Source organism: Actinokineospora sp. HUAS TT18 (assembly GCF_051364635.1).
Classification (GTDB): Bacteria; Actinomycetota; Actinomycetes; order Mycobacteriales; family Pseudonocardiaceae; genus Actinokineospora.
On record NZ_CP195645.1, the window covers coordinates 5864891 to 5876814 of the forward strand.

General features: G+C 68.8%; 15 protein-coding genes and 1 pseudogene. 6 read left to right on the forward strand and 10 right to left on the reverse strand.

What is annotated here, in order from left to right; all coding sequences use genetic code 11:
- The first annotated feature begins 135 nt into the window (after positions 1–135).
- A complete protein-coding gene (locus ACSHT8_RS27210) occupies positions 136–423 on the forward strand; it encodes a hypothetical protein (protein WP_436492243.1) in 288 nt (95 codons plus the stop codon).
- The gene (locus ACSHT8_RS27215; protein WP_436493742.1) at positions 416–631 is read left to right on the forward strand and encodes a hypothetical protein; all 216 of its coding nucleotides are present in this window, start codon (positions 416–418) and stop codon (positions 629–631) included. The genes ACSHT8_RS27210 and ACSHT8_RS27215 overlap by 8 nt, the downstream gene beginning before the upstream one ends.
- An 11-nt stretch (positions 632–642) precedes the next feature.
- On the opposite strand, the gene hppD is transcribed toward ACSHT8_RS27215, so the two are convergent.
- Complete coding sequence (hppD, locus tag ACSHT8_RS27220; protein WP_436493743.1) at positions 643–1845, reverse strand: 4-hydroxyphenylpyruvate dioxygenase; 1203 nt, start codon at positions 1843–1845, stop codon at positions 643–645.
- 151 nt (positions 1846–1996) lie between these two features.
- Here hppD and ACSHT8_RS27225 point away from each other — a divergent pair, with 151 nt between their 5' ends.
- Positions 1997–2479, forward strand: a complete 483-nt coding sequence (locus ACSHT8_RS27225; RefSeq protein WP_436493744.1) for an Lrp/AsnC family transcriptional regulator — start codon at positions 1997–1999, stop codon at positions 2477–2479.
- On the opposite strand, the gene ACSHT8_RS27230 is transcribed toward ACSHT8_RS27225, so the two are convergent.
- From ACSHT8_RS27230 to ACSHT8_RS27250, 5 genes are all read right to left on the reverse strand, one after another.
- Positions 2476–3015, reverse strand: coding sequence for a hypothetical protein (locus ACSHT8_RS27230; RefSeq protein ID WP_436493745.1), 540 nt, complete (start codon positions 3013–3015; stop codon positions 2476–2478). The genes ACSHT8_RS27225 and ACSHT8_RS27230 overlap by 4 nt on opposite strands.
- 64 nt (positions 3016–3079) lie before the next feature.
- Entirely contained in the window at positions 3080–3376 is a 297-nt protein-coding gene (locus ACSHT8_RS27235) for a helix-turn-helix domain-containing protein (protein ID WP_436493746.1), read from the reverse strand.
- Between the two features lie 62 nt (positions 3377–3438).
- Positions 3439–3591, reverse strand: coding sequence for a type II toxin-antitoxin system RelE/ParE family toxin (locus ACSHT8_RS27240; protein ID WP_436493747.1), 153 nt, complete (start codon positions 3589–3591; stop codon positions 3439–3441).
- 350 nt (positions 3592–3941) lie between these two features.
- Complete coding sequence (gene greA / locus ACSHT8_RS27245; RefSeq protein ID WP_436493748.1) at positions 3942–4433, reverse strand: transcription elongation factor GreA; 492 nt, start codon at positions 4431–4433, stop codon at positions 3942–3944.
- 175 nt (positions 4434–4608) lie between these two features.
- On the reverse strand, positions 4609–5049 hold the full coding sequence (locus tag ACSHT8_RS27250; protein WP_436493749.1) for a DUF4307 domain-containing protein: 441 nt from the start codon (positions 5047–5049) through the stop codon (positions 4609–4611).
- Positions 5050–5177: 128 nt separating this feature from the next.
- On the opposite strand from ACSHT8_RS27250, the gene mca reads away from it, so the two are divergent.
- The gene (gene mca, locus ACSHT8_RS27255) at positions 5178–6059 is read left to right on the forward strand and encodes a mycothiol conjugate amidase Mca (protein ID WP_436493750.1); all 882 of its coding nucleotides are present in this window, start codon (positions 5178–5180) and stop codon (positions 6057–6059) included.
- Positions 6059–6274: pseudogene (locus tag ACSHT8_RS27260) on the forward strand (hypothetical protein); the annotation flags it as partial. The gene mca and the pseudogene ACSHT8_RS27260, both read left to right, overlap by 1 nt.
- Positions 6275–6297: 23 nt before the next feature.
- Here the strand turns inward: ACSHT8_RS27260 and ACSHT8_RS27265 are convergent.
- Positions 6298–6777, reverse strand: coding sequence for a VOC family protein (locus tag ACSHT8_RS27265; RefSeq protein ID WP_436493751.1), 480 nt, complete (start codon positions 6775–6777; stop codon positions 6298–6300).
- Between the two features lie 53 nt (positions 6778–6830).
- Here ACSHT8_RS27265 and ACSHT8_RS27270 point away from each other — a divergent pair, with 53 nt between their 5' ends.
- Positions 6831–7196 carry a hypothetical protein gene (locus tag ACSHT8_RS27270; protein WP_436493752.1) on the forward strand — a complete coding sequence of 122 codons (366 nt, stop codon included), beginning with the start codon at positions 6831–6833 and terminating at the stop codon, positions 7194–7196.
- Positions 7197–7350: 154 nt separating this feature from the next.
- Here the strand turns inward: ACSHT8_RS27270 and ACSHT8_RS27275 are convergent, their stop codons facing one another.
- The 3 genes from ACSHT8_RS27275 to ACSHT8_RS27285 are packed head-to-tail and all read right to left on the reverse strand — an operon-like array spanning position 7351 to position 11908.
- On the reverse strand, positions 7351–7995 hold the full coding sequence (locus ACSHT8_RS27275; RefSeq protein ID WP_436493753.1) for a nucleotidyltransferase domain-containing protein: 645 nt from the start codon (positions 7993–7995) through the stop codon (positions 7351–7353).
- A gap of 5 nt (positions 7996–8000) precedes the next feature.
- Positions 8001–10520, reverse strand: a complete 2520-nt coding sequence (locus ACSHT8_RS27280) for a polynucleotide kinase-phosphatase (RefSeq protein ID WP_436493754.1) — start codon at positions 10518–10520, stop codon at positions 8001–8003.
- Positions 10520–11908: a 3' terminal RNA ribose 2'-O-methyltransferase Hen1 gene (locus ACSHT8_RS27285; protein ID WP_436493755.1), complete on the reverse strand. Its 1389-nt coding sequence runs from the start codon at positions 11906–11908 to the stop codon at positions 10520–10522. The genes ACSHT8_RS27280 and ACSHT8_RS27285 overlap by 1 nt, the downstream gene beginning before the upstream one ends.
- Between the last annotated feature and the right edge of the window lie 16 nt (positions 11909–11924).

The following is an 11924-nucleotide window of genomic DNA, read 5'->3' on the forward strand; positions in this document are numbered from 1 at the left end:
GCTCGCGGCGGGAATCTCACCGGTTCGGTGATCAAGTCCTCCGGCGGGCGCAGGGCGGCGATGTAGTCGGCCACCGCATGATCGTCGGTCTCGTTTCTGCTTCCGACACCGGTTTCCGGCCGCGACAGTTGTCCTATGCAGATCCAGGGTCTGACCCACCCGTACACCGGGGCAACCGCCTGCTCCCGCCTGTACGCCCACGGCCACACCTTCCGCTGGGCCAAAGGAGACCGCTACATCGCCGTCTTCCGCGGCACCTGCGTCGAACAACGCCGCTACTTCATCCTCAAAGACGAACTACCCCGACCCGTCCTCGAAGGACCCCAACCCCTCGCCGACGCCATCCCCGTCCACCACGGCGACTGGTCCGACGACGACCTCCTGCGCCACTTCGCCGACATGTGGGCCGCCAAGCGTGGCTGACTTCCTCACCGTCGAGCAGCACGACCTCGTCACCGCGCTTGTCCTGCTGCGAAACAAGATCAGCGAACTCGTCGTCCGCGCCACCACCGAAGGACCCGACGGCTGCCCGTGGGCCGAACTCGCCGACATCCTCAACACGACAGCCGTCCTGTGCCGCAAACAGGTGTGGGTCCTGCCCGCTGGTGGCGGTCAGGACCCACAAACCTGAACGGAGCGCGGTCAGAGGTTGCCGCGGCGCTCCTGCTCACGCTCGATGGCCTCGAACAGGGCCTTGAAGTTGCCCTTGCCGAAGCCCAGCGAGCCGTGGCGCTCGATCATCTCGTAGAACACCGTGGGGCGGTCGCCGATCGGCTTGGTGAAGATCTGCAGCAGGTAGCCGTCCTCGTCGCGGTCGACCAGGATCTGGTTCTCCTTCAGCAGGTCGATCGGCACCCGGACCTCGCCGATGCGGGCGCGCAGCTCCGGGTCCTCGTAGTAGCTGTCGGGGATGTCGAGGAACTCCACGCCCGCCGCGCGCATCGCCGTGACCGTCTTGATGATGTCGTTGGTGGCCAGGGCGATGTGCTGGCAGCCGGGGCCGCCGTAGAACTCCAGGTACTCGTCGATCTGCGACTTCTTCTTCGCGATCGCCGGCTCGTTGAGCGGGAACTTGACGCGGTGGTTGCCGTTGGACACCACCTTGCTCATCAGCGCGGAGTACTCGGTGGCGATGTCGTCGCCGACGAACTCCGCCATGTTCACGAAGCCCATGACGCGGTTGTACCAGTCGACCCAGTAGTCCATCTTGCCGAGCTCGACGTTGCCGACGCAGTGGTCGACGGCCTGGAACAGGCGCTTCGGGGCGTCGGTCGGACGCTCCAGCGAGCCTTCCTTGGCGACATAGCCCGGCAGGTACGGCCCGCTGTAGCGGGACCGGTCGACCAGGGTGTGGCGGGTGACGCCGTAGGTGGCGATCGCGGCGGTGCGCACGGTGCCGTGCTCGTCGGAGACGTCGTGCGGCTCCTCGAGGATGGTGGCGCCGGTGGCGCGGGCGTGCTCGACGCACTTGTCGACGTCGGGCACCTCCAGGGCCAGGTCGACGACGCCGTCGCCGTGCTCGCGGTGGTGGTCGAGCAGCGGGCTGTCCGGGCGCACACCGCCCTTGATGACGAAGCGGGCCGAGCCGGACTTCAGCACGAACGACTTGTGGTCGAAGTTGCCGGTCTCCGGGCCTGAGTAGGCGACCAGCGTCATGCCGAAAGCGGCCTGGTAGAACAGCGCGGTCTGCGTGGCGTTGCCCACGACGAAGACCACCGCGTCCATGGCGTTCACCGGGAACGGGTCCCGGCTCTCGTCGTAGTCGACAAGGCCGACGAGCTGGCGCAGCTGGTCGTAGCTGACCTCGTCCATCCCCAGTTCGCTGCGGCCGAGTGTCCCCGTCATCGCGTCCTCCTGCGTCTTCTTTCTTGCGGTATTTCTGAGCATGTGTCGATGAGGCAGGGTGTGCAATAGTTGGTTGTTTCACAGGACAACTTGACCAGTGTTCACAGCTTTCACAGAGACAAGTTGGACACTGTGACCAGGAGGCGACGGCGTGTCTGATGATCACGGAGCGGAGCTGGACGTACTCGATGCGCGACTGCTCCTGCTGCTCACCGACGAACCGCGCCTCGGCGTGCTCGAATGCTCACGCAGACTCGGCGTGGCGCGCGGCACCGTGCAGGCCCGAATGGACCGCCTGGAACGCCGCGGCATCCTCGGCGGCTTCCCCCCGAAGCTCGATCTGGCCGCGATGGGCTACGGCCTGACGGCGTTCGCGGTGCTGGAGATCGCCCAGGGCAAGCGCACGGAGGTCGCCCAACGCCTGAGCGCGATCCCGGAGGTGTGCGAGGTACACGCCACCACCGGCCAGGGCGACCTGCTGGTCCGCATGGTGGCCCGCGACAACGCCGACCTGCAGCGCGTGATCGACCGGGTGGTCAACGTCGAGTGGGTCGGCCGCACGTCCACGTCGATCGCCCTGTCGACCCCGGTCCCGATGCGCGTGCGGCCACTGCTGGACCGGATCGTCGGCTAACTGGCGGCTTCGTGCAGCGCCTGCGCGATCGGGGTGACAGCGACCTTGCCCTGCACCTCGTAGTACTTGATGCGCTTGCCGGTGCGGGTGACGATGCTGCAGTTGTAGCGGCGGGGCAGCGCCCAGAACAGGATGATCAGCTGGAACTGGTAGAGCTCGGCGTAGACCCCGTCGACGTCCCGCCACGTCGACGCGAACCGGACCATGCCGGACGACCGCGTCACCACGATGCCCTGCTCGAACAGGTAGAACCCCTGCCGCGTGACGGCGCCGATCGCCATGAACGCGAACGGGACGCTGATGAGCCCGAAGATGACGACGTTGACGGCCGTCCGCCCGGCATCCGCCGTCGACACGAACGGCGAGATGGCGATGGGGACGAAGAAGACGAGGAACCCCGACCACCAGAAGATCGCGTGCATCCTGCGGTTGGGGTGCTTGAGAGCGGCGATCAGGTTCCCGAGGCGAAGCTCGTCGACCTTGCCCGCGACCTTCTTGGGCAGCTTGACGGGGACGTCGATCTGATGGTCGGACACGACCATGAGGCTTTCACCGGGATGGTGACCGGTAAAGATCGAAACGGCCTAACCTGGTGCGTGGTCAGATGTTGAGCCGCTCGCGATCGATCTCCGGCGCGGTCACGGTGACGCCATGATCTTCGAAGTCGGCGACAAGCTTCAACTTCCCGCCCAAGGCCCTGACGTACCGGCTCAGGGTGTCGACTTCCATCTGGCCGACATCACCGTTCTCGAGCTGGCTGACCCGAGGCTGACTGACGCCCATGCGCTCGGCGATCTCGGCCTGCGAGACACCGATCTCTTTGCGGAGCTTGGCGAGCCGGAAGTCGAGGACGAATGCCTGCGTTCGGGTGCGTGCCTCGGCCCGCGCGGTGTCCATGTCGCGCCCGCTCGACTCGTCATGAGCGGCCTTGTCGGCTTTTGCGTCTTTCCATGACCTCGTCATCGGTCAAACCCCCCTTCCATGTTCCGCAGATGCAGCGAGTACCGCTCGTCCGCCACAGGAACGTTCGCCGTGTACCACCGCGTCCAACTCCCAGCTTTGTCGCCTGCGACAAGCAGGATCGCTTGTCTCGCCGGATCGAAGGCAAACAAGTCCGGACCTCGCTGCCACCCGATGAAGCGGGGCGCAGTTCCTTCATGTTGTGGTACTTCGACCCCTTGATCCGGTCAACGAGCGGTCTGCCGAGAGTTGGTCCAGCCTCCGCCGGCATGTCGATGGCTTGCTCGACCAGGTCTGCAGTCTCGGGATCATCCTTGACCAGATCCCCAAACCATCTGTCGACCTCGGCGTGCAGCTGGATCTCCCATGCGGACATGAGCGAATATAAGGCTACTCTTATGTAGCCCGCCAATCCAGACCTGCATCGGTGGGGAATGTCCGCCAATGACAAGGCCGCCGGTGGGGGTGCCCACCGGCGGCCAGGACTGTCAGGGCGTCAGAGTCAGCCGCTGTACGGGACCGCCTTGATCAGCGCGACCTTCTGGATCTTGCCGTTGGGCAGCGCGTACTCCCGGGTCTCGCCCTCCTTGGCACCGAGCAAGGCGCGACCCAGCGGGGACTCCGGCGAGTAGACCTCCAGCCCGCCCTCGCCGCCCTCTTCCCGAGTGGCGAGCAGGAACTGCTCCTCGTCGTCGTCCCCATAGCGAACCGTCAACACCATGCCGGGCTGGGCGACGCCGTCCACGGTGGGGGCCTCGCCGACCTTGGCGCCGCGCAGCAGCTCCTGGAGGTGGCGGATCCGGGCCTCCTGCTGGCCCTGCTCCTCGCGGGCGGCGTGGTAACCCCCGTTCTCCTTGAGGTCACCTTCCTCCCGGCTGGTGTTGATCTTCTGCGCGATGACCGGGCGGTTCTCAATCAGCTCGTCGAGCTCGTGCTTGAGCCGGTTGTAGGCCTCCTGGGTCAACCAGGTCACCTGGGTGTCGCTCACGGTCACCAACTCCTCGTCGTACTCCGGGCCCGTGGTTACGGGCCGGCAGCCCCGGGCTGGCGAGCGCGCCCGGAATGGAAAAACACGGCCCGCCTAGGGGCCGTGCAGGTAGACGAGCTTACCACGAACAGGCGTGCTAACCTGACCGTTTTGTCCGATTTGAGGCTGTTAAGGACTCAGTTCACCCCGTTGGCGGCTGTGTGGTGGACAGGTATTCCGGCACCTGGTACGAGCACCCGAAGATGTCGGCCGTCACTGGTTCGGCCGAACTGGTGATGACCGTCGTCACCTGCACGCGAGTCGGGCCGGGGGCGATGTAGACCTCCCGCCGCCCGCCCTCGCCGCCGTCGAGGGTGCGGGCGCGGACGATGCACACCGCCGCCCGATCGGGGGTTTGGCGGGTGAGGTCGAACACCAGCCGCATCTTGTTGTCCGGCAGGTTCGCGAACGACGTCCGCTCGGCCTCGATCGGCGCCGTGCCCAGATTCTTGTAGCCCAGGTAGGCGACCACGCCGCCGACGGCCAGACCGGCCGCGACCAGCAGGGCGGTCGCGCGGCGGGACCTGCGGGCGGGCGCCTTCCCGTAGCGGCCCTCGGGCAGTGCGTGACCGGCCACGGCCATCCGGGGACCTCCTGTGCGCGGTTCTCCGACCGGCGGGAACAATGGACCCACCGCGACGCGTTTCATCTGTTCGGGTCGAAGTATCCGCCAAGCGCGGGACACCGGACGCGAGGGGGCAGAGAGAGGTCATGGCCGAGAAGATGCGCCTGATGGCAGTGCACGCCCATCCCGACGACGAGTCGAGCAAGGGCGCCGCCACGATGGCGAAGTACGTGGCCGAGGGGCACGAGGTCATGGTCGTCACCTGCACCGGCGGTGAGCGCGGCGACATCCTCAACCCCGCGATGGACCGCCCCGAGGTCCTCGCCGACATCCCCGCCGTCCGCCGCGCCGAGATGGCCAAGGCCGCCGAGATCCTCGGCGTCCAGCACCGTTGGCTGGGCTTCGTCGACTCCGGCCTGCCCGAGGGCGACCCGAAGCCGCCGCTGCCGGAGGGCTGCTTCGCGCTGGTCCCGCTGGAGGAGTCGGTCCCGCCGCTGGTCGAGGCCATCCGCGAGTTCAAGCCGCACGTGATCATCACCTACGACGAGAACGGCGGCTACCCGCACCCGGACCACATCCGCTGCCACGAGGTCTCCATCGCCGCGTTCGACGCCGCGGGCGACCCCGAGTTGTACCCGGCGGCAGGCGAGCCGTGGGCGCCGCTGAAGCTGTACTACATGCACGGCTTCTCCCGTAAGCGCCTGGTCGTGATGCACGAGGCACTGCTGGCCGCGGGCCTGGAGTCGCCGTACGGCGAGTGGCTGGACAACTGGAAGCCGGACAGCGGCGACATCAACGACCGCGTCACCACCAAGATCGAGTGCGCCGACTACTTCGAGGTCCGCGACGCCGCGCTCCTCGCGCACGCCACCCAGATCGACCCGGACAGCCGCTGGTTCGCCGTCCCGCTGGAGATCCAGCGGTCGGTGTGGCCGCACGAGGACTACGAGCTGGTCCGTTCGCTGGTCGACAGCACGCTGCCTGAGGACGACCTGTTCGCGGGCGTCGCGGAGAAGGTGTCCCTGTGATCGCCCGTCCTGTTTTCGAGACCGTCGCGCTGACCCAGACGGCCCCGCCGACGCCCGCCGACCCCGGCGGTCAGGGCGAGGACTTCGGCAAGTCCTCGCCGCTGGGCTTCCTTATCCTGATCTTGTTCTTCGTCGCGGTGGCGTTCCTGATCCGCTCGATGACGAAGCACCTGAAGCGGGTGCCGGAGAGCTTCGACCCGCCGGAAACCAAGGCCGACTAATCCGGCAGACCGGTGCGTCAGCCGTCGGCGGCTCGTTCGAGCTCGGCGATGTCGATCTTGCTCATCTTCATCATGGCCTGGGTCGCGCGGCCCGCTCGGCCCGCGTCCGGGTCATTGGTGAGTTCGATGAGGCGGGTCGGGATGATCTGCCACGACAGGCCGAACTTGTCTTTCAGCCAGCCGCAGGGGCCTGGTTCGCCGCCCTCGGTGAGGGTGTCCCAGTAGCGGTCGACCTCGGCCTGGTCATGGCAGCTGACCTGGAACGACACCGCCTCGGAGAACTTGAAGTCCGGGCCGCCGTTGAGCGCGGTGAACGGGACGCCGTCGAGTTCGAACTCGACGGTCATGACTTCCCCCTCGGCGACGGGCATGTCCGGGCCGTAGTGGGTGGTGTGGGTGATCTTGGAGTTGGGGAACACCGAGCAGTAGAACTCGGCGGCCTGCTGGCCGGTCATGTCGAACCAGAGGCACGGGGTGATGTTCGTCAACGACGGCATCACGGACTCCTTTCGTCAGCCCCTCCACTCTGACCGACCCACCCGGCCCCCGCATGATCAGCGAGCCGGACCCGGACGACCAGGTCATGCAGCCGGTCGGCGACGGTCGGCTGTTCGGGAAGCGCCGTAGTGCTTCGGGCGGACTCCAACTCGGCGTTCAGGTCGGCGAGGTCGGCGGCCAGCCGATCGCGGGACGGCGCCGAGGCGGGCAGGGCGAGGTGCTCGCCTTCGCGTTTGGCGGCGATCAGATCGGCGAGATAGTCGGGACCGCCGAGGTTGGGAAGGCAGGCGTCGACGGTGCCGGTGCGCATCAGGTGCAGGCCGGTCAGGGCGGCGCGGAAGGCGCCGAGTCGGTCAACTCGTCGTGCACCGCGCTGGTGTGCACGACGAGCGGCGACAACAGTTGTTCGAGGACGTAGCCGTTCGGCTTGAGCAGAGGTAGGACGGTCCGGCGCCCACCTCTACGGCTCCCCTCCACCGACTCCGACCAACTTGATCAGATCAAGGGTGACGAGGTCGATTCCACATCGTCGCGTCGCGAACAGCAGTGCTGCGGCGACTACCTCGGACAGGTCAGGAACCGTGATCGGCATTCAGCGACCTCCGTCGTACCGAGACCAGCCAGTCCTCGACCCGCTGGGTGTCCGGCTCCACCGGCAGCGGACTCTCCGCCGCCGCGATCTCCGTGCGCAGCTCATCCGACCAGCGCAAACACTCCGCCAGTGGCACCGAGCCCGCCCGGACCGCGAGCAGTTCCTCCCGCGCCGACCGCATGTCGATGCGCAGTTCACCCGTGGTCATCAAAGTCCGGCACACCATCAGCAGCCGCAGGGCGTGCATGACCTGCTTCCACCGCGGTTCAGCCGCCCGCGTCGCGCGCGTGAACTGCTGCGTCGTGGCCCGCTCGTAGCTGACCGCCACCCGCTGCGACAGGAACGCGGGCAGCAGCGCGCGCAGTTCCGCCCCGATCGGCGTGCACACCTCCACCAGGTCGCTCACCAGCAGTTCCAGCGCCGTCGGGTTGCCGCGGAGGCCGAGCGCGCAGAAGTGCTCGACCTCCCAGCTCACCTGCTCGTCCGCCGGTCCGTCCACACTGGACGGAGGTTTCACCAGCCGCCAGAAGGACTCCGTGGGTGCGACGAACACGCCCCGGCGGTCCTCGTCGGACGCGGCCGTGGCGAGGCCGTAGGCGTGGGAGCCCACGATGGCGGACAGCACCAGGTTCACAGTCGTGGGTCCACCGGTTCCGATTCCAGCGCCAGCACCGCGAACACGCACTCGTGCACGCGCCAAAGCGGCTCGCCGCGCGTCAACCGGGCCAGGCCCTCCATGCCCAGCGCGTACTCACGCATCGCAAGGGAGCGCTTGTGGTTGAGCTTGCGGTCGCGCAGGCGGGACAGGTTCGACGGCTCGGTGTAGTCCGGGCCGTAGATGATCCGCAGGTACTCCCGCCCGCGCACCTTCACTCCGGGCTGCGACTTCGGCACGTGGTTCGCCGCCGGCTTCACCACCATCCCCTCGCCGCCCGCCGCCGTCAGGGCCGTCCACCAGTCGACGCCCGCGGCGACCGAAACCGGGTCGGTGGTGTCGACGGCGATCGTCCGCGTGAGCGTGAACAGGGTCGGGTCGACCGCGTGCAGCCGCGCGGCCAGGTCCAGGTGCCACGCGTGCGGGCGGTCCTCGAACGTCGCGCCCTGCGCAGCCAGCAGTTGGAACGGGGCCAGGGTGACCCCGGCCAGGCCGTCCGTCGGCCAGCAGTATCGCCGATAGGCCGCCCGGTAGTCCGCCGCGTTCGTCGACCGCGATCGCTGGCGTGCCAACAGGTCCGCGACCTCGACCCCACGCCCGGCCGCCGACGACAGCGCGTCGACAGCGGCGGGCAGCGCGGCCTCGGCGGCGGCGCCCACGGCGGCGTACTGGTTGAGGATCAGGCCGGACGCCTTCGCGCTCCACGGCAGCAGTTCCGCGTCGAGCAGCAGCCAGTCGGTGTCCAACTCAGCCCACAGTCCAGCGGATGTCACTGCCGCGCGCACCCGCGTGACCAGCGAGGACGTCAGCGCCTCATCGAAGAACGGGCGGCCGGTGCGAGTGTGCACGACGCCGTCGCCCTCGATGCCGAAGCGCTCGGCGGCGCCGTCGCGGGTCACCAGGACGACCGCGCGCGAGCCCATGTGCTTCTCCTCGCACAGGACCTCCCGCACACCCCGGCTCGCGTAGTCCGCGAACGCCTCCGTCGGGTGTTCGAGCAGGTCACCGCCGGTGTGCGTCGGCGTGGGCGCCATCGTGGGCGGCAGGTAGAGCAGCCACCTCGGGTCGACGGCGAAGCGGCTCATGACCTCCAGCGCCGCCGCGGCCTGCTCGCCGCGTACCGTCACCGGACCCATCAGACCGGTGTCGATCACGCGCTTGCCGACGACGTCCGACAGCGCCAGGGCGCTCGGGTCGCGGCCGCTGAACGGGTCCGGCGGCGCGAGCGGGCGCACCGGCTCGTACCAGACCTGGTGCGCCTTCACCGAGACGACTTCCCGCTCCGGATAACGCAATGCGGTGAGTTTTCCGCCGAACACGCACCCTGTGTCCAGGCACATCGTCCCGTTCACCCACTCGGCGTCGACCACCGGTGTGTGTCCATAGAGGACTGTCGTGCGGCTGCGATAGTCCTCCGCCCACGGATAGCGCACGGGCAGCCCGAACTCGTCGGTCTCGCCGGTCGTGTCCCCGTACAGCGCGAAGCTGCGCACCCGCCCCGACGCGCGCCCGTGGTACTCGCGCGGCAGACCGGCGTGCGCCACCACCAGGTTCTCCCCGTCGAGCCGGTAGTGCGAGATCAGGCCGTCACAGAACCGCTCCACGCGCAGGCGGAACTCGTCGGACTCCTCGCCCAGCTGCGCCAGCGACTCCGCGAGCCCGTGCGCCACCGTGACCTTCCGGCCGCGCATCGCCCGGACCAGCTTCTGCTCGTGGTTCCCGCACACCGCCAGCGCGTTGCCCGACTCGACCATCCCCATGGCCAGCCGCAGCACGCCGGGGGTGTCGGGGCCGCGGTCGACCAGGTCGCCGACGAACACGACCCGCCGGTTCTCGGGGTGTCGGGCGTCGACGGCCCGGCCGAGCTCGTCGCGGTCCAGCGCGTAGCCCAGCTCGCCGAGCAGTTCCTCCAGCTCGGCGCGGCAGCCGTGCACGTCGCCGATGACGTCGAACGGGCCGGTCTGGTCGCGCAGGTCGTTGTTCAGCCGCTCCGGCACGATCCGCGCGGCGTCCACTTCGGACTCCCCGCGCACGATGTGCACCTTGCGGAAGCCCTCCTTCGCCAGCGACCCCAGCGACCGCCGCAGCTCGGCGCGGTGGCGTTTGACCACGTGCGCGCCGAAGTCGCGGTCCGGCCGCTCGGCGTTGCGCCGCACGCAGACGGCTTCCGGCACGTCGAGCACGATCGCCACCGGCAGCACGTTGTTCTCACGCGCCAGCTTGATCAGGGCGGCCCGGGGCTCACGCTGCACGTTCGTCGCGTCGATCACGGTGACGAGGCCATTGCGCAAACGCTTGCCTGCCACGTAGTGCAGCGCGTCGAACGCGTCGGCGGACACCGTCTGGTCGTTCTCGTCGTCGCTGACCAGGCCGCGGAAGTAGTCGCTGGACAGCACCTGCGTCGGCTTGAAGTGCTTGCGCGCGAAGGTCGACTTGCCCGAGCCCGAGGCGCCGATGAGCACGACCAGCGCCATATCGGGGATCGCGAGGTCCATCAGGCCTCCTTCCGGGAGAACAGGGCGAGCTGGGTGGGGGAGCCGTGCACTTCGTCGACGGGACCGACCGGCAGGTGGCGCACGGTGTAGCCGCGGCGGTCGGCGACGCCGTCGGCCCACTCCTGGAACTGCGCGCGCGTCCACTCGAACCGGTGGTCCGGATGCCGGAACTTGCCTTCCGGCAGCGTCGGGAACAGCACGTTGTACTCGACGTTCGGCGTGGTCACCACGACGTGGCGCGGGTTCGCCGCGCCGAACACGGCGTGCTCCAGCGCGGGCAGCCTGCTCGCGTCGACGTGCTCGACGACCTCCATCAGCACCGCCGCGTCGTAGCCCGCGAGCGCCGGATCGGTGTAGGTGACCGACGACTGACGCAGCTCGACGCGGTCGCGGGCCCGCTCGGGGAGTCGGTCGAGCCGCAGCCTGCGCTCGGCGGCGTCGAGCGCGGCGGCGGAGACGTCGCAGCCGACGATCTCGGTGAACGTCGGGTCGGCCAGCAGGTCGCGCAGCAGCGCGCCGCCGCCGCAGCCGAGGTCGAGCACGCGGTGCGCCCGGACCTGGTGCAGCGCCTCGACGACCGCGCGGCGACGGACGACGGCCAGCGGCTCGGTGAGCGTCGGCTCGGCCAGCGCGTTGTCGAGGGCCTCCTCCTCGCTGCCGTCCAACTCGGCGAGCTGGGCCATGGCCGTGCGGACCAGGGACTTCCGGTGCGCGAGGTAGCGCGAGCTGATCAACTCGCGCTCGGGGTGCGCGGAGAGCCAGCCGTCCCCGGCGCGCAGCAGCTTCTCGATCTCGTCCTCGGCCACCCAGTAGTGCTTCGCGCCGTCCATCACCGGCAGCAGCACGTACAGGTGGCGCAGCGCGTCGGCCAGCCGCAGCTCGCCGTCGAGCCGCAGGTCGAGGTAGCGCGAATCGCCCCAGTCGGGGAACTCCGGGTCGAGCGGGACCGCCCGCGCGTCGACCCGCCAGCCCAGCGGCGCGAACAGCCGCTCGGCCATCGCGGCTCCGCCGGAACAGGGCGCGGCGGGGATGCGCACTCGCAGCGGGATCGCCTGGTCGACCAGCTCGGGCCGCTGGTCGCAGCGGCCGTTCATGGCCGACTTGAACACCGCCGACACCGCGACGGCGAGCAGCGATCCGGCCGCGTACGGGCGGTCGTTGACATACTGGCCCAGCGTGAACGCGTCGTTCTTGCGGCCCCGGACCAGCGCGATCGGGTCGACGTCGAGCAGCAGCGCCGCGGTGCACTCGTCCTCGTCGGCGCGCGGGTAGAACACGTGCGCGGTGCCGGACGACGTGCTGAACGCCTGCGCCTTGTCGGGATGCTTGAACAGCAGGAATCCGAGGTCGGTCGCCGGGCGCAGTGTCGTCGTCAGGGTCATCAGCACCCGCGAAGTGTCGCCT